The sequence below is a fragment of the Mesorhizobium sp. J18 genome, from assembly GCF_007829525.1.
In the GTDB taxonomy this organism is placed as follows: Bacteria; Pseudomonadota; Alphaproteobacteria; order Rhizobiales; family Rhizobiaceae; genus VLJP01.
Map to the genome: position 1 here is coordinate 41,236 of NZ_VLJP01000012.1, position 19,646 is coordinate 60,881.

At 60.6% G+C, this 19,646-nt stretch carries 22 protein-coding genes; 10 read left to right on the plus strand and 12 right to left on the minus strand.

Going from position 1 to position 19,646, the window contains the following annotated elements; all coding sequences use genetic code 11:
* The first annotated feature begins 180 nt into the window (after nucleotides 1-180).
* Nucleotides 181-603, plus strand: coding sequence for a metallopeptidase family protein (locus L598_RS06150; RefSeq protein WP_144861090.1), 423 nt, complete (start codon nucleotides 181-183; stop codon nucleotides 601-603).
* 9 nt (nucleotides 604-612) lie between these two features.
* Here the strand turns inward: L598_RS06150 and L598_RS06155 are convergent, their stop codons facing one another.
* Together L598_RS06155 and L598_RS06160 are read right to left on the minus strand one after the other, a co-directional pair.
* A complete protein-coding gene (locus L598_RS06155) occupies nucleotides 613-819 on the minus strand; it encodes a DUF1737 domain-containing protein (RefSeq protein ID WP_144861091.1) in 207 nt (68 codons plus the stop codon).
* The gene (locus L598_RS06160; RefSeq protein ID WP_144861092.1) at nucleotides 816-1,706 is read right to left on the minus strand and encodes a CoA ester lyase; all 891 of its coding nucleotides are present in this window, start codon (nucleotides 1,704-1,706) and stop codon (nucleotides 816-818) included. Before L598_RS06160 ends, L598_RS06155 begins: the two co-directional genes overlap by 4 nt.
* A gap of 116 nt (nucleotides 1,707-1,822) precedes the next feature.
* Here L598_RS06160 and L598_RS06165 point away from each other — a divergent pair, with 116 nt between their 5' ends.
* The 3 genes from L598_RS06165 (at nucleotide 1,823) to L598_RS06175 (ending at nucleotide 4,660) form a co-directional block, all read left to right on the plus strand.
* Nucleotides 1,823-2,992, plus strand: a complete 1,170-nt coding sequence (locus L598_RS06165) for an FAD-binding oxidoreductase (RefSeq protein ID WP_144861093.1) — start codon at nucleotides 1,823-1,825, stop codon at nucleotides 2,990-2,992.
* Between the two features lie 149 nt (nucleotides 2,993-3,141).
* Nucleotides 3,142-3,897 (plus strand): thioredoxin family protein, encoded by a 756-nt coding sequence (locus L598_RS06170; RefSeq protein ID WP_144861094.1) that lies wholly within the window; start codon nucleotides 3,142-3,144, stop codon nucleotides 3,895-3,897.
* A 376-nt stretch (nucleotides 3,898-4,273) separates the two neighbouring features.
* A complete protein-coding gene (locus L598_RS06175) occupies nucleotides 4,274-4,660 on the plus strand; it encodes a DUF2794 domain-containing protein (RefSeq protein ID WP_144861095.1) in 387 nt (128 codons plus the stop codon).
* 30 nt (nucleotides 4,661-4,690) lie between these two features.
* On the opposite strand, the gene L598_RS06180 is transcribed toward L598_RS06175, so the two are convergent.
* The 4 genes from L598_RS06180 to L598_RS06195 all read right to left on the minus strand — a co-directional run bounded on the left by L598_RS06180 (nucleotide 4,691) and on the right by L598_RS06195 (nucleotide 9,590).
* A complete protein-coding gene (locus tag L598_RS06180) occupies nucleotides 4,691-5,257 on the minus strand; it encodes a GNAT family N-acetyltransferase (protein WP_144861096.1) in 567 nt (188 codons plus the stop codon).
* A gap of 103 nt (nucleotides 5,258-5,360) precedes the next feature.
* Nucleotides 5,361-6,104: a Bax inhibitor-1/YccA family protein gene (locus tag L598_RS06185; protein ID WP_144861097.1), complete on the minus strand. Its 744-nt coding sequence runs from the start codon at nucleotides 6,102-6,104 to the stop codon at nucleotides 5,361-5,363.
* A 191-nt stretch (nucleotides 6,105-6,295) separates the two neighbouring features.
* The gene (locus L598_RS06190) at nucleotides 6,296-8,845 is read right to left on the minus strand and encodes an ABC transporter permease (RefSeq protein ID WP_144861098.1); all 2,550 of its coding nucleotides are present in this window, start codon (nucleotides 8,843-8,845) and stop codon (nucleotides 6,296-6,298) included.
* A 49-nt stretch (nucleotides 8,846-8,894) separates the two neighbouring features.
* The gene (locus L598_RS06195; protein WP_144861099.1) at nucleotides 8,895-9,590 is read right to left on the minus strand and encodes an ABC transporter ATP-binding protein; all 696 of its coding nucleotides are present in this window, start codon (nucleotides 9,588-9,590) and stop codon (nucleotides 8,895-8,897) included.
* Nucleotides 9,591-9,655: 65 nt separating this feature from the next.
* On the opposite strand from L598_RS06195, the gene L598_RS06200 reads away from it, so the two are divergent.
* The 6 genes from L598_RS06200 to L598_RS06225 all read left to right on the plus strand — a co-directional run bounded on the left by L598_RS06200 (nucleotide 9,656) and on the right by L598_RS06225 (nucleotide 14,043).
* Nucleotides 9,656-10,297 carry an arylesterase gene (locus L598_RS06200; protein WP_144861100.1) on the plus strand — a complete coding sequence of 214 codons (642 nt, stop codon included), beginning with the start codon at nucleotides 9,656-9,658 and terminating at the stop codon, nucleotides 10,295-10,297.
* A gap of 80 nt (nucleotides 10,298-10,377) precedes the next feature.
* Nucleotides 10,378-10,977 (plus strand): RNA 2',3'-cyclic phosphodiesterase, encoded by a 600-nt coding sequence (gene thpR, locus L598_RS06205; protein ID WP_144861101.1) that lies wholly within the window; start codon nucleotides 10,378-10,380, stop codon nucleotides 10,975-10,977.
* Between the two features lie 111 nt (nucleotides 10,978-11,088).
* A complete protein-coding gene (locus L598_RS06210) occupies nucleotides 11,089-11,460 on the plus strand; it encodes a YkvA family protein (protein ID WP_144861102.1) in 372 nt (123 codons plus the stop codon).
* A 283-nt stretch (nucleotides 11,461-11,743) separates the two neighbouring features.
* On the plus strand, nucleotides 11,744-12,244 hold the full coding sequence (locus L598_RS06215) for an invasion associated locus B family protein (protein ID WP_144861103.1): 501 nt from the start codon (nucleotides 11,744-11,746) through the stop codon (nucleotides 12,242-12,244).
* Nucleotides 12,245-12,352: 108 nt separating this feature from the next.
* On the plus strand, nucleotides 12,353-13,585 hold the full coding sequence (gene rlmN / locus L598_RS06220; RefSeq protein WP_144861104.1) for a 23S rRNA (adenine(2503)-C(2))-methyltransferase RlmN: 1,233 nt from the start codon (nucleotides 12,353-12,355) through the stop codon (nucleotides 13,583-13,585).
* On the plus strand, nucleotides 13,582-14,043 hold the full coding sequence (locus tag L598_RS06225; protein WP_144861105.1) for a hypothetical protein: 462 nt from the start codon (nucleotides 13,582-13,584) through the stop codon (nucleotides 14,041-14,043). The genes rlmN and L598_RS06225 overlap by 4 nt, the downstream gene beginning before the upstream one ends.
* Before the next feature lies 1 nt (nucleotide 14,044).
* Here the strand turns inward: L598_RS06225 and L598_RS06230 are convergent, their stop codons facing one another.
* The 6 genes from L598_RS06230 to L598_RS06255 form a co-directional block, all read right to left on the minus strand.
* Nucleotides 14,045-14,686, minus strand: coding sequence for a LysE family translocator (locus L598_RS06230; protein ID WP_144861106.1), 642 nt, complete (start codon nucleotides 14,684-14,686; stop codon nucleotides 14,045-14,047).
* Between the two features lie 66 nt (nucleotides 14,687-14,752).
* Nucleotides 14,753-14,938 carry a hypothetical protein gene (locus L598_RS06235; RefSeq protein WP_144861107.1) on the minus strand — a complete coding sequence of 62 codons (186 nt, stop codon included), beginning with the start codon at nucleotides 14,936-14,938 and terminating at the stop codon, nucleotides 14,753-14,755.
* Nucleotides 14,926-16,329 carry an amidase gene (locus L598_RS06240; RefSeq protein WP_144861108.1) on the minus strand — a complete coding sequence of 468 codons (1,404 nt, stop codon included), beginning with the start codon at nucleotides 16,327-16,329 and terminating at the stop codon, nucleotides 14,926-14,928. Before L598_RS06240 ends, L598_RS06235 begins: the two co-directional genes overlap by 13 nt.
* A gap of 3 nt (nucleotides 16,330-16,332) precedes the next feature.
* On the minus strand, nucleotides 16,333-17,754 hold the full coding sequence (locus tag L598_RS06245; RefSeq protein ID WP_144861109.1) for a TRAP transporter large permease subunit: 1,422 nt from the start codon (nucleotides 17,752-17,754) through the stop codon (nucleotides 16,333-16,335).
* A complete protein-coding gene (locus L598_RS06250) occupies nucleotides 17,751-18,392 on the minus strand; it encodes a TRAP transporter small permease subunit (protein ID WP_144861110.1) in 642 nt (213 codons plus the stop codon). The genes L598_RS06245 and L598_RS06250 overlap by 4 nt, the downstream gene beginning before the upstream one ends.
* A 90-nt stretch (nucleotides 18,393-18,482) precedes the next feature.
* Nucleotides 18,483-19,610 (minus strand): TRAP transporter substrate-binding protein, encoded by a 1,128-nt coding sequence (locus L598_RS06255; protein ID WP_144861111.1) that lies wholly within the window; start codon nucleotides 19,608-19,610, stop codon nucleotides 18,483-18,485.
* Between the last annotated feature and the right edge of the window lie 36 nt (nucleotides 19,611-19,646).

Consider the following 19,646-nt stretch of genomic DNA (forward strand, 5'->3'; position numbering starts at 1 on the left):
AGCATATATGTTCCTGTTATGTTCTCATAGATTCCAGAGCTGTCGGGAAGAGTCAAGCATACTTGCGAAGAAGAATTTATTCCTTTTGAGCTTTGGGTAATGCCCTTGTCGCTGCGGATTTTCTCAAATGCCTCGAAAGGCAGGGCGTAAACCGCTATATGCCCGCCCAAAGGAACAAATATGGCTCGCATCTATCAGACCCGCGCCTGGCGCGACCAACTTTCACCCTCGATGCAGGAGTTCGAGCTTCTGGCGCTCGAAACCTATGCCAATCTGCCGGAAGATTTTCGCGCGCTTACCGGCGAGATCGTGATCCAGATCGCCGAGTTTCCGACCGAGGAAATCATGGACGATCTGGCCCTGGAAACGCCGTTTGACCTCCTCGGGCTTTTCGAAGGACGCGGCATTGCCGAACGCTGGAACCCGGCGACCGGCGAAGGGCCGAACCGCATCACGCTCTATCGACGCGCTATCCTCGACTATTGGGCCGAAAACGAGGAAACCTTGGGCGACATCGTCGCCCATGTCCTGATCCATGAAATCGGCCACCATTTCGGCCTTTCGGACGACGACATGGAGCGGATCGAGGCGGCGGGGGAATAGCTTCCGGCGTCAGTACTCGCCGAGCTTCATACCGGGATCATATTCGATGCCGTCGATCTCCTTGTAGACAGCCTGTCCGCAACGCATGGTTTTCGTTTCGGCATCGAAGGCATAAGTCGGCGAGCCATGCAGCAGCCATCCCTTGTTCAGGGCGGCCGTCACCTTGTGACAGAAGCTTGAATCGTCGGGTCCCGTCAGAAATCGGTAAAGTCTCATGATCCGGTTTCCTCGATTTCCCTCGCCTTGGCGAGCAGTTTTTCGGCCTGGGCGAGATGCAGGCGCTCCACCATGCGGCCATCAAGGGCTATGACGCCCTTGCCGGCGTTTTCAGGCCGGGCAAAGGCTTCCAAAATCGCCAAGGCTTCGGCACGCGCTTCCGCAGTCGGGGCGAAAACCGCGTTGGCGATATCGATCTGGGCCGGGTGGATCAGGGTCTTGCCATCGAAGCCCATGGAAGCGGCTTCCCGGCATTCCTTGCGAAAGGCTTCGAGATCGCGGAAATCGTTCGAAACCCCGTCGAGCACGTCAAGGCCGCCAGCCCTTGCCGCCAGTACGATCTGCATAAGCCACGACATCAGATAGCGCCGATCCGGTGTGGCCGCCACGCCCGTATCCTTGACGAGATCGTTTGTTCCGGCCACGAAACAATCCAGCCTCGAGGCCATGTCGCGCCCGAGTTCGGCGATCGCTCCGATATTGAGCACAGCGCGCGGCGTCTCGATCATCGCCCACAGGCGCAAGGATGCGGGCGCATCCGTTTCATCCAGCGCATCATCCGCATCGTGGATATCGCCCGGGCCGTCGATCTTCGGCAAGAGGATTGCGTCGGGCTTGCAGGCGCGTGCTGCAAGCAAGTCTTCCGTTCCCCATTCGCTAGAAAGCGCATTGATGCGGATGATCGTCTCGCAGCGTGGGCGGCTCTTCTCGGCAAGGATGGAACGGAGCCTTTCCCGGGCCTCTTCCTTCTGTTCCGGCGCGACGGCATCCTCAAGATCGATAATCACGGCATCGCAGGCAAGCGAACCGATCTTGGCCAACGCCTTCTCACTACTGGCCGGAACATAGAGGACGGAACGGCGGGGGCGAGACTGTCTGAGCTGCATGCTTCTACATGACGCAGTGCAGAAAGGCGCGCAAGAGGCTGCTCCCAAAAGACTCCGCTTGCAGCGCCCGCGGGAAGCTGGTTCCTTCCCGCCGGGACAACAACAACGAGGCAGGCATGGCACGTTACGACATCGTGATCATCGGCGGTGCGATCGTGGGCAGTTCGATCGCATGGTATTTGCGCGAGGAGAAGTATGCCGGTTCGATCGCACTGATAGAGCGCGATCCAAGCTTCGCCCGTTCCGCCACCACATTGTCATGCGCCTCGATCCGTCAGCAATTTTCGATTCCCGAGAATATCAGGCTTTCACAATTTACCCTGGGCCTGTTCCGCGAGTTGCGCTCCCGCTTCGGGGAAGATGCCGATATCGCCTTCCGTGAGAAAGGCTATCTCATCCTCGCCAGCGAGGCGGGGCTGCCGGTGCTCAAGGCCAATCATGCGATACAGGAAGCGGAAGGCGCCGACATCCTTCTGGAAGACCCGACCGCATTGAAGAACCGCTTTTCGTGGATCTCGACGGAGGGTATCGCCGCCGGCGCCTATGGATGCAGCGGCGAGGGCTGGTTCGACGCCCATGCCCTGCTCTCCCTTTTCCGCAAGGGCCTGAAGACCCGGAACATCGATTTCATATCCGGTGCGGTAACGGGAATTAGGCTCGAGGGCAGCCGCGTGACCGCGGTCGAGCTCGCAAATGGTGAGACAATCGAGGCCGGCACTGTCGTGAATGCCGCCGGCACAGGGGCTGGCCGGGTCGCAGCCATGGCGGGACTTTATCTGCCGGTGGAGCCGCGAAAACGTTCGGTTTTCGTTTTCGAGGCGCGGGAGCATTTCGACGACATGCCGCTTCTGGTCGATCCCTCCGGTATCTATGTGCGCCCCGAGGGCAGCGTCTACATAACAGGCGGTGCCGAAGCGCACGAGACCGACAAGGCGGCGGATCCGGAAGACTTCGATCCCGATTGGCCGCTCTTCGAGGAGGTTATCTGGCCGGTGCTTGCCGAGCGCATCCCGGCCTTCGAGGCCATCAAGCAGACGGGCGGATGGGCGGGCCATTACGACTACAACACCCTGGATCAGAACGCCGTCATCGGGCCGCATCCGGAAGTGGAGAATTTCCTCTTCTGCAATGGATTTTCGGGCCATGGCCTGCAGCAGGCTCCCGCGGCCGGCAAGGCCATCGCCGAGCTTGTCGTTCATGGGCGCTACCGCACCATCGACTGCTCGGCCTTCGGCTATGAGCGCATTACCGAAAACCGGCCCTTTCGAGAGCTCAATGTAATCTGATTTTCCCGGCAAAGTCCGACGACAGGATCATGCGGATCCTGCCGCACGTGCGGTTTCACCGCAACGTGACTTCTTCTTGAGGGGTGGTCTGCCTAAATTGCCTGCAAAAGCACAAAAAAGGGGCCGTCAGGAGCGGAATTTTCTCACCTATGGCAGGACATGCTTTTCTCCTCAAAGTAACGCTTACCCTTTTCGCGGTCATCTTTTCCGGCGCCGTACAGGCTCAACAACGCACGCAGAAGCCGCTGGGTGTCGTCGAGCTGTTTACGAGCCAGGGATGCAGCTCCTGCCCGCCCGCCGACCACGTATTCAGCAGCATAGTCCGTAATGGTAATGCCGTGGCTTTGGCCTATCACGTGGATTACTGGGACTATCTCGGCTGGAAGGATACGCTTGCCACCAAAGAGAACACCAAGCGGCAGCGCGATTATGCACAGATGCTCGAAAGCCCAGTCTATACGCCGCAAGTGGTCATAAACGGCCGTGTCCATCTTCCCGGCTGGCGCGGTGAGGAAATCGAGGATGCGCTGAAGACCATGGACGGTACGCCGGAGGGACTGACGGTGGATGTTAACGTTTCCGAAACGGCAGACAGCGTGATCATCGAGACCGGCGACGTCCCGCAAAGGACAAAGGCTCATGTCGTCCTCGTCTATTTCACCACGCGGCAGGCGGTGGAGATAAAACGCGGCGAAAATGACGGCAAACTGGTCGAATATTGGAATGCCGTTACCGATCTGCAGACGATCGGGATGTGGCATGGCAAGGCGACGCGCTTCGAGCTGCCGCGCAGCGAGGTGGAAAAGCAGGACGGGGGTTGCGCGGTCCTGCTGCAGAGCGTGGAGGACGGCGCGAAGCCCGGCCCGGTCCTCGGCGCGGCAATGATCAGGCCGCCTCAATCCTGAAACGAAAAAACCGGCATTGGCATTGGCCAATACCGGTCATGATTGCTTTGGGATCGTCGCACTTCTAAGCCTCCGGGGATACCCGGAGTTGGTTCGATCCGGCCATGACCCCGTGGGCGGGGGGCTTGGGGTTTACGGAGCCGGTGTCCGGACCGAACCGTCTCAGGCAACGAGTGGATCGTTGCGGGACATTGGGGCGTTAGCTTGGATAATTTACGGCAAGAATGTGGCAGAACATCACCAATTCCGACACTGTGTTCTGTTTCGTGAGGAGCCATGACTGCCTGCGCACGTTCTGGTTGTTTCAGCCGGGGACTTGCATTTCATCTTTCAACGCGCGAACCTTGTCGCCACGGTGTCACAAAAGGGCAGATAGATGGTGGATCGTGGCAGTGGAGCGGAGGATAGGGAAGATTCCGGGATATTGATCCCACTCCACGAGGTGAGGCGAGCAAGGCTCGATCTGCCTGTTACCTTCGAGCGCCGCGAGCTTGATGCGATTCTCCGCGTCTATGGCCGCATGGTGGCCGCCGGAGAGTGGCGCGACTATGCGATCGACCATCTGAAGGATCGCGCGGTTTTCTCGGTCTTCCGGCGCAGCAGCGAGGTTCCGCTGTTCCAGGTCGTGAAGATCCCGAAACTTGCCCGCAAACAGGGCGCCTACTGCGTGGTGGCGGCGAGCGGTGCAATCATGAAGCGCGGCCACGAGCTCGCGCGTGTGCTTAGCTTCTTCGACAAGACATTGAAGCTCGTGCGGGCATAAAGCAGGCGTTTTCCGGCGAGGGGGCCAATCTCAAGCCTGGCGGAACATCTTCTCCGGGAGAGATTCGGGATCCGGCGGAGTGGCTGTGCCACCGTTCATCTCGAGCTGCATGAATACCGTATCTAGCCAGCGGCCGAATTTATAGCCGGATCCGACAAGGTTGCCTGCGTGGCGGAAACCTGCCGCCTCGTGCAAGCGCACCGAGGCGCGATGATTCGCGCCGTCGCCGATGACGGCGATCATCTGGCGGAAGCCAAGTTGCGTGCTTTCGGCAATAAGGGCATCCAGTAATTTCCGGCCAAGGCCTCTGCCCTGTGCCGCCGGAGCGATATATACGGAATCCTCTACGATGAACCGATAGGCACGGCGCGGGCGGAACGGGCCTGCATAGGCATAGCCCAGTATCCGTCCATTCTGCTCGGCGACGAGATAAGGATAGCCTTTGGAGACGAGCGCCTCATGCCGCTCCGCCATGTCTTCCCGGCTCGGCGGTTCGAGCTCATAGCTTGCGGTGCCATGAGCCACGGCATGGCCGTAGATCGCGGTGATTGCAGCTATATCCGCCGGAGTGGCGGCTCGGATCGAGATTTCACCCATGGATGGATTTCTGTGCCCAGGACGACATTTGATGGCAGGAAGAGGCCCAAAAGAAAAGGGCGACCAAAAGGCCGCCCGCTCTTAATTCATTGCTCCGCCCGGCTTACTCGCGATTGCCGAGGAATTGCAGCAGGAACATGAACATGTTGATGAAGTCGAGATAGAGCCTCAGGGCGCCCATGATCGCCTTGCGGCCGGCGACGAGCGTGTCGTCACCCTCGTAATACATCTCCTTGATCTGCTGGGTGTCGTAGGCCGTCAGGCCGGCGAAGACCAGCACGCCGATCGCCGAGATGGCGAACTGCAGGGCGGAAGAGGCCAGGAAGATGTTGACGAGCGAGGCCAGGATGAGGCCGATCAGTCCCATGAACAGGAACGACCCCATGCCCGTGAGATCACGCTTCGTCGTATAGCCCCAGAGCGACAATGCGCCGAAGGAGGCCGCCGTGATGAAGAAGGTGCGGACGATGCTCTGACCCGTATAGACGAGGAAGATCGTCGAAAGGGACAGGCCGACAAGGGCCGAGTAGACCCAGAAAGTCGTCTGCGCCGCTGGAACGCTCATCCTATGGATGCGGAAGCTCAGGAAGAATACGAGTGCGAGCGGGGCCAGTATGACCACCCAGCGGAAGGCGCTGGCATAGATAAGCTGGCCGAATGCCGTAAGCTGGCCGTCGGCGACGGCGAAGTTGAATGCGCCCCAAGCGGCCACGCCGGTGATTACGAGACCGAGCGCCATCAGGTTATAGACCCTGATCATATAGGCGCGAAGGCCTTCGTCTATGGCAGCGTCTGCGTAACCGGCGGTCGCGATACGAGCCTGATAATTGCGAAGGGGTTCAGCCATGATTTCCTCTACTGCTTCTGTTCCGTCGGGTGTCGGGCACACGCCCAGGCGCCGCTGGCGGAACTCCAGCATGCCTGACGGGAAATATGAGGATAATTTCGGATTACGACAAGACTATTGCGCTGGGAAATTTAGCGTGAAAGCGGCATTTTGTCCTGTTTCCGGCTGAATCGTGCAACTGCTAGCCTCTGTCAAAGATTGCGCAGGACCGGAGCGGCCTTGTGGCCGAGAACGCGCCATGTGCCGATCAGACCGAAACCGACCGTCAGGACAAGGGCTGCCAGAATAGTGAAGACCGCCACATCCGGCAGGAAAACCACGGGCAGGTTCATGATCTGAGAGACCACGAACCAGGCAGCGGCAGTGCCTGCTGCCAGCGCGAAAATGGCAGTCGCTAGGCCGATCAGCATATATTCGAGGGAGAAGGCCGCGATCAGGGTTCGCCGCGTCGCGCCGAGCGTCTTCAAGACCACGGCATCATGAATGCGAGCGCGGTTTCCTGCCGCAAGCGCCCCCGAAAGCACGAGCACGGAAGCGACGAGCGCGACGGCCGCCGCGACCCGGATCGCCGTGGCGAGCTGGCCAACAAGGCGGTTCACCACGTCGAGGGCATCCTTCACCCTGACCGTGGTGACCGACGGGAAGGCGCGCGTGACCGCGTTCAAGAGACGTGATTCGTCGGTGCTGCTCGCCTGTTCGTCGAGAAGAGTCGCCAGCCAGGAATGAGGGGCGCCTGCGAAACTGGTGGGCGAGAAGACCATGACGAAATTGATGCCCAGCGATTCCCACTGGACCTGCCGGAAATTGGCGATGCGCGCCATGATGTTGCGACCGAGCACGTTGACGGTGATCGTGTCGCCTATTTTCAGCCCGATCTCGCGTCCTTCCTCTTCCGAGAAGGAGACGAGCGGCTCGCCGTCATAGTCTTCGGGCCACCATTCACCTTCGGTCAGGGTGGAATTTTCCGGCGGATTCTTCGCATAGGTTATGCCGCGATCACCCCGCAGGACCCAGGCGCCTTCCGGCGGAACCTTGATTTGCCGCACGTCGGTGCCGTTTAGCGCCGTGATGCGGCCGCGCAACATCGGCACGCGCACCAGTTTGCCTCCCGGCGCTTGGCGTTCGATCAAGGCCGCGAAATCGTCCACCTGGGCGCTCTGGATGTCGACGAAGAAGAAATTCGGCGCCTGTTCCGGCAGATTGCCTGTGATCTGCCGACGCAGATTGCCGTCAATCAGAGCCAGCGTCACCAGCAAGGTGAGGCCGAGGCCCAATGAAAGCACCACGGATGGCGTCAATGCGCCCGGCCGGTAAATGTTGCCCAGCGCAAGCCGCAGCGGAGTAGAGCGCACCCTCGGACTTTGTCGCGCAAGCCATTGAACGAGAGAGCCAACGCCTCTCAGCACAGCGAAGGCGAAGATGGCCGCGCCGACGAAGATGGCGGCGACGCGCCGCTCGTCGGAGAACCAGATGGCCAGCAGGGCCAGTATCGCCGCAATGGCAATGGCGGCAGCGAGATAAACGGGGCGTGGCCAGCCGCGGGCATCGACGCCCATCTCGCGGAAGAGCGCGGTGGCCGGAACATCCCGCGCACGGCCGAGCGGAAGCAGCGCAAAGGCGAGCGTGACAAGGATGCCGAACAAGGCTGCGATGCCGAGGGCTCCCGGATAGATGCCGCCCTGCGCCGGCACGGGAAGAACGGAGGCGAGGGCGGCGCTGGCGGCAAAAGGCATGGTTGCGCCAAGCACGAGGCCGATGGCGATGCCTATCAGAGCGATAATCAGGATCTGCACCAGATAGACGGTGAAGACGAAGCCGCCGGATGCGCCGAGGCTCTTGAAGGTGGCGATCACGGCGCGCTTGCCGTCCAGATAGGCGCGTACGGCATTCGCCACCCCTACTCCGCCGACGACCAGGGCCGTCAGCCCGACAAGGGTCAGGAACTGCGAAAAACGCTCGATATTGGAGGACAGGGCAGGGGCGGCGTTCAACCGGCTGCGGATGCTCCAACCTGCTTCGGGAAGCTCTTCTGCGGCACGGTTGCGGATGTCGGAAATCTCCGCCTCTCCCGCCTCGGCAAGCTGGAGCTTGTAATTGTACTCGACCAGGCTGCCGGGCTGGACAAGACCCGAGGCGCGCAATCCATCCAGCGAGACCATGAGCCGCGGCGCGAAACCGAATCCGTCGGAGATCGCGTCGGGTTCGGTAAGGAGCATGGCGCGAAGTTCGAAGCTTCCGCTGCCCAGCATCAACCTGTCGCCGATCTGGAGGCCGAGACGTTCGAGAAGGAGGGCCGGAGCGACCGCGCCATGCGCACCGCCCCTCTCGCCGAATAGCTTGTCATGGGGAAGCGCGGGTTCCGTCACCAACGCGCCGTAGAGCGGATAGGCCGCATCGACGGCCTTCACCTCTACAAGCGCCTGGTCGGACCCGTCCTCGAGCCGGGCCATGGAACGCATGTTAGCGCTAACAGCAAGGGTGCCGAGGCCCTCCAGGAAAGCCAGCTCGGCTTCGGAGGCCTCGCGTTGGTTGAGCTGGAAGCGGATATCGCCGCCGAGCAGTTCCTGTCCCTGGCCGGCGACACCCGTCCCGATCGCCCGTGCGACGGAATTGACCCCGCCGATGGCGGCGACGCCCAGCGCGATGCAGGCCAGGAAGACGATAAAACCTTTGAGTCCTCCGCGCATTTCACGCAGGGAAAAGCGTAGGGTGAGTCGGAACGTTCGTATGAGGCCGCTCATCGCAGCCACTCGAATTGCGGGCTTGCCATCGGAAACGTTTGCATCGCGATCAGGCCGTTGCCGCAAATGCGGCAGGCTGTTCTATCCGCCCGGAGCGCATGGCCACCTGCCGGTCGCAGCGCGCAGCAAGCGCCGGGTCGTGGGTAACGAGCATCAAAGTAGTGCCGCGTTCGGCAGCCTTGGCGAAGAGCATGTCGGCGATCTGCCTTCCTGTCAGCTGGTCGAGATTGCCGGTCGGTTCGTCGGCAATCAGGATCGCAGGCTGCGGCGCCAGTGCGCGGGCAATCGCCACACGCTGCTGTTCGCCGCCGGAAAGTTCGCCGGGATAATGCGTCAGCCGCTCCTGGAGGCCGACGGCGGACAATTCCTTTTCCGCAATACGAAAGGGATCGGGATGACCTGCAAGTTCGAGCGGCACGGCGACGTTTTCCAGCGCCGTCATATTGGGGATGAGGTGAAATGACTGGAAGACAATGCCGACGCTTCGTCCGCGGAAGGCGGCGATCTCATCCTCGCTGCGCTCATTGATGACCTCTCCGGCTATCTTGACCGTGCCCCGGTCAACGCGCTCCAGCCCCGCAATCACCATTAAAAGCGTCGATTTTCCTGAGCCCGAAGGTCCGACCACCGCAGTCGATTCGCCGCGCGCAACCTGAAGGCTCACTCCCTTCAGGACATGGACAGAGGAAGCTCCTTCGCCCAATGTGAGGGAAACATCGTGCAGTTCGATGACGGCTTCTGTCACGGAGAGCATACCCTATATGAGTACAAAAGAAGGGGCGGCAATTCCGCCAATATGGGTTGAGATTAATGGCTTTCAAACATCTTGCACGCCTGTTCTTCGCCACGACCCTGACATTTCTCTCCGTCTTCGCAGCCTTTGCCGAGCCAGTGCGTATCGTCGGCTTCGGCGATAGCCTGATGGCGGGATACCAACTCGCGCCTGGAGAATCCTTTCCGGAAAAGCTTCAGGAAGCGCTGCATGAGAAGGGATACGACATCGAGGTCGCCAATGCGGGCGTTTCGGGCGACACCACGAGCGGCGGTCTTTCGCGGCTCGACTGGTCCGTCCCGGATGGCACGGATGTCGTAATCCTGGAACTGGGCGCCAACGACATGCTGCGCGGCGTTTCTCCGAAGGTGGTCGAAGAAAACCTTGCCGAGATGATCGAGAAATTGCAGGCGCGCGGGATTCGCATCCTGCTCGTCGGTATGATGGCCGCCCCCAATCTCGGGGCCGATTATGCCGAAGCCTTCAATGCCATCTATCCGCGACTGGCTGAAAAATATGATGTCCCGCTGCATCCATTCTTTCTCGACGGCGTTGCCGCCAACGCGGCCATGCAACTCCAGGACGGGATGCATCCCAACGCAGAAGGCGTGAACATTATGGTCGAGAGAATCCTTCCGGTGATGGAGGAGATGCTTTCGAAGGAAAAGACAGACGCCTGATCCCATTCCCCACAAACCGCTTGCCCTTGAAGGCAATCGGTGATTCGCTGAGGACAACGTCCCGATTCGAGGAGGTAGCCATGCCGCGACTTTTCACCGCCCTCGAGATTCCCCGCGACGCCGCTCTTTCTCTCTCGCTCCTGCGTGGCGGCCTTCCCGGCGCCCGCTGGATCGATGTCGAGAACTATCATCTCACCCTGCGCTTCATAGGCGATGTCGAAGGCCATGTGGCCGACGAGATCGCCAATGCGCTCGACCGGGTGCGGCGGCCGTCTTTCCAGCTCGAGCTTTCCGGCGTCGGAGCCTTCGGGCAGAAGAAGCCGCATGCCGTCTGGGCCGGCGTGGCGACCTCGCCTGATCTGAACGCATTGCAGGCGGAAATCGAGCGCATCTGCCAGCGCCTCGGCCTGCCCGCCGACCCGCGCAAGTTCATCCCCCATGTCACATTGGCCCGGCTTCGCAACAGCAGCCCTGCCGACGTGGCGAACTATCTGTCCGCGCGCGGCAATTTCTCGGCGGCTCCCTTCGGAGTCGGCCGTTTCGTGCTCATGTCGTCGAAGGATTCCGTCGGTGGCGGACCTTACATTATCGAGGAAGCCTGGCCGCTCGCAGGATCGGGGAATGTCCGGCATGGCGGCTTTGCAGCCACCTGGCCGCAGGCCTTTCCGTATTTGCGCTAAGAGCGCCAGAGGCTCGCCGCATTCGTGGATGGATCTGCGTGGTTTGCGGTTGCAATCCTTGCAAAGCCGCAAAGTTCCCCCCACATTTTCCGGGCAAGGAGCGACATGCCCATGGAAGACGTCAAGATCGGCGAAATCCTCGAACCCGTTGGCAAAGAGGAAAATGAGAGCCGCGAACAACGCGTGCGCCGTAAGTTCTGGAGCACCGCCAAGCGGGCCGCACGGCAGATCCCTTTCATGGAGGATGTCGTCGCCGGTTATTACTGCGCCCTTGATCGCGACACGCCATTCCGCGTCCGGGGCATGCTGCTTGCCGCATTGGCCTATTTCGTGCTGCCCATCGACACCATACCCGATCTTTTCGCCGGCATTGGCTTTACCGACGACATGGCTGTCCTGATGGCAGCGCTGGCAGCGGTTCGGGCTCACATCACGCCGGCGCACCGCTTGGCAGCAAAACAGGCTTTGGAGAGCGAGGACTGAAGCTGGCCTGTTACCAGCACCTGAAGCGGTCCGCGGCTGGCCGTACCCAGCACGCCAAAATCAAACGGCGCCCAAGTCAAATTCTTGCCTTTTTCGTCCGCTTTCAACCCTTCAGGCGATCTGCGGGTGGGGTGTCCGCGCATCGGGTCGTCCATGGGTTACAGGGTAGTCTTGTCTTCAAGCTTCACCCTTTGATAACCCAAATTAAATAAAAATGAAGCGATCGCGTCCGCAGGCGGTCGCCCGCGGGTTTCACATGACACCAAGCAGAACGGTCAGAACGATGCGTGGACTGATTAAGACCATATCCCTTTTCTTTGCGGTTGCGGCGGCGACGCCGGTATTCGCGCAGGCCACGGCGGTAGGCCAGTACCGCGACTGGGGAACCTACAGCTACCAGAGCAACAACGGCAAGGTATGCTATGTCATGAGCGTTCCGAAGCAGAAGGAGCCGTCGAGTCTGGACCATGGCGACATCTTCTTTTTCGTCAGTCAGAAGCCCGGCCAGAATATCGCCTATGAGCCGCAGTTCATCGCTTCCTATGATTTCCAGGCCAATTCGAAGGTGACGGTCAGCGTCGGCGGTCGTAACTTCTCCATGTTCACGCAAGGCAAATCGGCATGGCTGGAGAATGCAGCCGAGGAACCACAACTCGTCACCGCTATGAAGTCCGGCTCCGACATGAAGGTCGCGGCCGTTTCGGGGCGCGGAAACAGCACGAATTACACTTTTTCTCTGCTCGGCCTCACCGCAGCTCTTGATTCCATTGCGAGCTGCAAATAGCTGACGTGAACCAACCGGGCGTGACCGCGCTATCCGCCCGTGATATTGATGGTCGAGGATTCCGGGCGGCGTTTGCCGCCCGAACCGCTTTGAAAGAACCAGCAGAAGATGAGCCTTTCGTTCGACATAACGGATCCGGCGACGCGTACGCGTCTGCGTCCGGCCGCTGCGGCGGCCGAAAAGCGCCCGTTGATCGGCCTGTCGCGTGAGGAACTCGGCGAGGCGCTGGCGTCGATCGGCGTGCCGGAACGGCAGGTGCGGATGCGGGTCCAGCAGCTTTGGCATTGGCTCTATGTGCGCGGTGTCGCCGATTTCAGCCTGATGTTCAATATTTCCAAAGATCTGCGGGCTGAACTCGACGCGAATTTTACCATCGCGCGGCCTGAGATCGTCGAGGAGCAGGTCTCCAATGACGGCACGCGCAAATGGCTCTTCCGCTTTCCTCCGCGTGGCGCCGGGCGCCCCGTAGAAATCGAGACGGTCTACATTCCCGAGGAGGGACGCGGCACGCTCTGCATTTCGAGCCAGGTCGGCTGCACGCTGACCTGTTCCTTCTGTCATACGGGAACGCAGAAGCTGGTACGCAATCTGACGGCAGGCGAAATCCTCGACCAGTTGCTCACCGCGCGCGAGCGGCTGGGAGACTTTCCCGACGCCGCCACGCCGGATGGCGCCATCGTGCCCGCGGAAGGTCGCAAGATCACCAACATCGTCATGATGGGGATGGGCGAGCCGCTCTACAATTTCGAGAATGTGAAGAAGGCGCTGCTGATCGCCTCGGATGGCGAGGGCCTGTCGCTGTCGAAGCGCCGCATCACTTTGTCGACCTCGGGCGTCGTGCCGGAAATCTACCGCACTGGTGAGGAGATCGGCGTCATGCTGGCTATCTCGCTTCACGCGGTACGCGACGATCTGCGTGACATGTTGGTGCCGATCAACAAGAAATATCCGCTCAAGGAACTGCTTGACGCCTGCCGCGCCTATCCGGGCCTGTCGAACGCCAAGCGCATCACTTTCGAATATGTGATGCTGAAGGACGTTAACGACTCCCCTGAGGACGCCAAGGAACTCGTACGCCTGCTCAAAGGCATCCCGGCCAAGATCAATCTGATACCGTTCAATCCTTGGCCCGGATCGAACTACCAGTGCTCGGATTGGGAGACGATAGAGAAGTTTGCCGACTATGTGAATCAGGCGGGCTACGCATCGCCGATCCGCACCCCGCGCGGTCGCGACATCCTGGCGGCCTGCGGTCAGCTCAAGTCGGAATCGGAGCGTCTCAAGAAATCGGAGCGGCTGGCGCTTGAAGCGATGATGATTGCGGGGCACGGCGAGGCTTGAGCGATCTTCTCGCCTGTCTCGGCCGGTTCTTCATGATCGTGTTCGGCTTCCTTGCCGCGATACTGTCAGCAAGCCTGTTCATCAATCTTCTCGTCATCTCGGCCTTTCGATTCGATGCCGAGCAACTGCCGGACGCGCTTGCCGGCGGCCTCTATGTCGGGGTTCCCTTGCTTGCGGTCTTCGTTGGCTATCTTGCCTTCTGGCCGGCTGCGGCCGTTATCGTCGCGCTGGAGATCTTCGCCAGGCGCGACTGGCTCTTCCATGCGCTCGGCGGCGGGGTGGTCGGGCTCGTCGTGTCAGGTTACTTCTGGCTGGAGCCTCAGGAAAACGCGTTTTCCGACGCGGCTCTTATCCTTGCTCTGATTGCCGCCGGCATGGTCGGCGGCATCGCCTACTGGATGGTTGCTGGTCGCTCGGCCGGCAGATGGCTGCAAAGATCTCCGACGTCGGAAGAATGAATCAGCGCGCCTGTGCTGTAAGGATTTTCAGCGCAAAGGCGGAGAAGATACCCGCGAACAGATAGTCGACGATCCTCGTCACCTTCGGGCTCTTACGCAGAAGGCGGGCAAAGCCGTCCGCAGCGATGACCATGGGCGCTGTGATCGGCAGTGCCAGCGGGATGAACAGCAGCCCGAGGAAAAACAGCTTCTGCGGCGCATATGGATCAGTGGGCGAGACGAATTGCGGCAGGAAGGTCATGAAGAAGAGGATGATCTTCGGGTTGAGCAGGTTGATGCCGAGACCTTTGGCCCAGTTGCGGAAAAGCGAGTGCCCGCCCCCGGCCTGTTTTTCCGGCGAGAATGCCGAACCGTGGCGCAGGGCCTGCCAGGCAAGCCAGATGAGATAGCCTGCGCCCGCGACCTTGAGCACGAGAAAGGCTTCCGGCGAAGCGACGATGAGGGCGGAGAGGCCAAGCGCAACCATCGTGGTGTGGACGAGTATCCCGGTCATGGCGCCGAACATGCAGGCAAAGCCCGCGGCACGTCCCTGGCTCAGCGCGCGGCCCACGAAAAGCGTCATGTCAGGCCCCGGTGTGATCGAGAGCACGAAGGTCGCGACAGCAAATTGCAGCAGCGTGGCGAGGTCGGGAATGAATGGCATGGTAGCTTCCGTGAAATGCTTTGGGAAACTACTATAGACCGGACCTTCAGCCAAGCCGTCGCAACGTCACTGCGATCGTCCGTTTCCGTTCTTGCGGTTGAAGCGCAGTTCCAGAGCGAAATCGAAAGCCGCCATCAGAATCACGATGCAAAGCACCGTGATCAGGGCAGCGTCCGGCACTTTCTGGATGAGGGGTATGAAATACGCGGCCAACCCCAACAGGGCAATCACGGCCAGAATTACATCGACCATTGTTGTTGTTCCCTAGGTTCCTCATGCGGCACCGTGCCTGCCGCTTCCTGTCTGAGTGTGCCGACAAGCCACCGTGCGGTGCGCAGGAGCCGGGCATCGTCACCGCGCCGGCCTACCAGTTGGACGCCGATCGGCAATCCGCTGCTGCCGCTTAAAAGCGGGAGCGTAACGGCGGGTACGCCGCAAAATGTCCATAGCGTTGCGAAGACAGGGCTGCCGGTCGTCTCCAGGCCGATTGGGGCTTCTCCCGTCGCCGCCGGCGTAACAATCGCGTCGAACCGTTCGAACAGGCGATCGAGGGCCGCATTCAGAACCTCGATCCAGTCATGCGCCAGCGCATAATCGACAGCCAGCACGCGCCGGCCTTCTGCGATCATGCCGGCTAGCGTCGTGCTCAGTTGCTCCCGCCCATATTCGTAGTAGCTTGCAAAACTCTTTGCGATGTCGGCCAGCATGATGGCTTTATGCATGTCATGCGCCCGCGCGAAGGGTTCGGGCAGGTCGACGCTGTCCATCGCGTTACCAAGGGCCGCGGACAGCTCCTCGAAGCCCGCCTTCACATCCTCGTCGGCTTCGTCCCACACCGAGGTACGCACCAGCGCCAGATTGGGCCGCAGCGGCGGCGGCGAATTGGCAATTGCGGCCAGCCGCGGCGGAGCCGATGGTTGCATTGCTCTGTCCTGCGGGTCGAAATCGGCCAGCACGTCGCCAAGGAGAACGGCGTCTTCGACATTGCGCGCAAAGAGCCCTACCGTGTCCAGCGTCGGTGATTGCGACAGGATGCCGCTGCGTGAAACGAGTCCGCGCGAGGGCTTGTAGCCGACGATGCCGCAATAGGAGGCTGGGCGGATGATGGAGCCGTTGGTTTGCGTTCCCACCGCAAGTGGTGCCAGATGTGCCGCCACCGCCGCAGCCGAACCCGATGATGAGCCGCCTGGCGTACGGCCCGGATCGTGCGGGTTGCGGGTCTTGCCCGGATGATAGACCGCCAGCTCGGTCGTCACCGTCTTGCCAAGAATCACCGCTCCGGCCTGACGCAGGCGGGAGACGATGAAAGCGTCCGTTCCTGGCATCCGGCCGGCATCAAGCATTGTGCCATTCTCGCAAGGCAGCCCGCGCACGTCGATGATGTCCTTGATGCCGATCGGGACTCCATGCAGCGGACCGACCGCGCGCCCGGTCGAGCGATGCAGATCGAGCGCCCGCGCCTGCCTGAGAGCATAGTCAGCGTCGACATGCGCCCAGGCGCCCAGTGCCTCATCCTCATCGGCGATGCGGTCGAGGAAGGCTTGCGTGACCGCCTCCGCCTTCACGGCGCCGCGCCCAACCATATCGGCGAGCGCCGTGGCGCCAAGCTCCGTGAATTTCCGGTCAGGCTTCCTGATGGTCATTTCCTACCTGCCGTAGATCAGGTTCGGTAGCCAGTAGATTGCACTGTCGAAATTATAAACGACCACCATGGTGAGCAGGACCATCACAAGATAGGGCATCACTCCGGTGAATATCTGCACCAGGGTTACATGCGGCGGTGCAATGCCCTTGAGATAGTAGGCGGCCATGGCCATTGGCGGCGACATGAACGAGGTCTGCAGGTTGAGTGCGATCAGGATGCCGAAAAACAGCGGATCGATGTCGTAGACGCTCAATAAGGGCAGAAAGATCGGAACGAAGATGATGATGATCTCGCTCCATTCGAGCGGCCAGCCGAGCAGGAAGATGATGAGCTGCGCCAGAAGCAGGAAGGTCAGTGGCGAAAGCTCTAGCCCGACGACGAATTCCGCTATCAGATCTTCGCCGCCGAGATAGGAGAAGACCGAGGCGAAGGTCCAGGAGCCGACGAAAAGCCAGCAGACCATCGCCGAGGTACGGACGGTCAGATAGACGGATTCCTTCAATCGCTCCCAGGTCAAGGCTCCATAAGCCGCGGCCAGTAGGAGGCCGCCAAGCGCGCCAATGGCCGCTGCTTCGGAAGGCGTGGCCAGGCCGAAGACAATGGCGCCGAGCACGGCCATGATCAGGACCGCCAATGGGGCGAAGGACGTGAGCAGCATCCACGCGACGTTCATGAACGAAACATCGCCTATTTCCTCGCGGCTCGGCTTTGGCGCGAGAGACGGATTCAACCAGGCCCGCCCGATAACATAGATGACGTAGAATCCAGCCAGCATGAAACCGGGAACGAACGCCGCCGCATAGAGCTGAACCACCGACACCCCGGACGTTGCGGCATAGACGATCAGCATGATGGAAGGCGGGATCAGGATGCCAAGGCAGCCGCCAGCGCAGATGACGCCCGAGGCCAACGGGATATCGTAGCGCGCCTTCAGCATCGCCGGATAGGCCAGCAGCCCCATCAAGGTGACGACTGCCCCGACTATACCGGTCGCCGTGGCGAAGAGGGCGCAGGTGATCAAGGCGGCTACCGCCATGGAGCCAGGTAGATGACGGGTGGCGATGTTGAGGGTGGAGAAGAGGCGCCCGATGATGTTCGACCGCTCGACGATATAACCCATGAAAAGAAACAGCGGCACCGCAGTCAGGGCGTCATTCGCCATGACGGAAAAAGTCTGGTTCACGAGAAGGTCGAATATGCGATTGGTGCCCAGGCCTTGAATCCAGGCCAGCAGGGTGTCCAAGGCTCCAGGACTTTCCCCTGCCAGCCGTTCGACGGTTCGGCCTATCCGCGCCCAGTCGAAATACGCATAGTAGCCAAAGGCGACCGCCATCCCCATCAGGGTAAAAGCGATTGGAAAGCCGAGCATGATCAGGAAGATGAACGAACCCAGCATCAGCAGGGCGACTTGGGGATCGGTCATCGTCCGCCGTCCTTTCCAGATTGTACATTACCGGGATCGATAAGGTCGTCGGCTTCCGAGCCATGCCCGAGCACGCCCTGTTCATGCTCGCGTATCAGCACTTCCTCAAGCTCCTCCACGTCGGCCAGATGCCTCGGCCATGCGCCGGTGCGGATACAGACGATGCAGCGCATGACCTGTGCTATGCCTTGCAGGAACAGGATGGCGCCCGCGGCAACAATGATCGTCTTGAACTGGTAGATCGGGATATTGGCCGGGCTGAAGGTGCTTACTTCGAGATATCGCCAGGATCGGGAAGCATAACGCCAGCCGGCGAAGATCAATGCAAGCACGCCAGGAAAGAAGAAGAGGAAATAGAGAACAAGTTCCACCGTGGCCTGGGTTTGCGGTCGCCAGAGCCGGTAGAGGAAATCCGCCCGCACATGTCCGTCCCGCGACAGCGTGTAGGCTCCGGCCATCATGAATAGCCCGCCATACATGATATATGTGACGTCGAAGGCCCAGCTCGTCGGGTGGCGCATCACATAGCGCATGAAGACCTCGTAGCTGACGCCGAGCGTCATCGCCAGAATCAGCCAGGCAAAGGCCTTGCCGAACCAGCTCGACACCTTGTCGATGAAAAATATGGTGTTAAGCATCCTGCGCGGTCCCCTCACATGCTCTCGGGAGCGGGTGCGACGCCGGCAGCGCCGCGCCCCTGATTGCTCGTTGCGTGCTCAGGAAGAGCGTCAGTAAGTCAGCTTGCCCGGGAAATAGTGGTCGTAGGCGGCCTTGTAGTCGGCCGAATTCATCAGGCTGTAGAATCCGACGCGCTCGGCCCACGCCTTCTGGCTCTCGACGATACGCTTGAACAGGTCGTCCTCCATCAAGGGCTCGATGACCTTGTCCCAGGCCTCGAGTTGCGCCTCCATGATGGACTGCGGCGTGCGCTTCACATTGACGCCCGCATCATCGATGAGAGCCTGGAGGTCCTTCGAATAGTTGTCCATCGCCAGGCCGTAATTGGCGGTGTTGGCTGCCTCAGCGGCATAGCGCAGGATCGCCTGCAATTCCGGCTCCAGTGAATCAAAACGATCCTTGTTGAAGATCAGTTCGAAGGCTTCGCATGCCTGGTGGTAGGAGCCGAGCATGTAGTTCTTGACGACATCCTGGGCGCCGAAGCGTCGGTCGGAGGTCGGGTTATTGTATTCGAAGGCATCGATGACCCCACGCTCCATCGCCGGGACGATCTCGCCGCCGGGAAGCTGTGTTACGGCAAGCCCCATCGCCTGGTTGAGATCGGCCGATAGGCCGACGGTCCGGTATTTGAGGCCCTGAATATCCTCGATGGAGGTCGGCTCCCTTGAAAACCATCCGAAGGGCTGTGTCGGCATGGCGAAGGCATAGAAGCCGACGACGTTCAGCCCAAGCACTTCCTGGACCAGTTCGTTGTAGAGTTCCTGGCCGCCGCCATACTGGAACCAGGCGATGATCTGCGCGCCGTCGATCCCGAAGACCGGCCCCGTGCCGAACAGGGAAGCGGCCTTGTTCTTGCCGTACCAATAGGCGGAAACGGTATGGGCGGCATCCAGAACGCCGTCGTGGCAGGCATCCTGCACCGAGAAGGCGGCCACGATCGCTCCGGCGGGCTGCAGGTCGATCTCCAGCCTGCCGCCGGACATCTCGCTGACACGGTCGGCATATTGCTGCGCCATCTCCTGGAAGATGTCGGACACTGGCCACGAACTCTGCATCGTCAACTTTGTGGTCTGGGCCCGCGATATCTGCGGCATGGCCAAAGTGCCCGCTCCGGCAAGGGCAGCGCCGGTAAGGAATTTGCGGCGGCCAATGCCGCGTTTCTTATTTTCCTGGGTCATGCGTCGTCTCCTCCTGTTTCACTTCCAAGTCGCCAC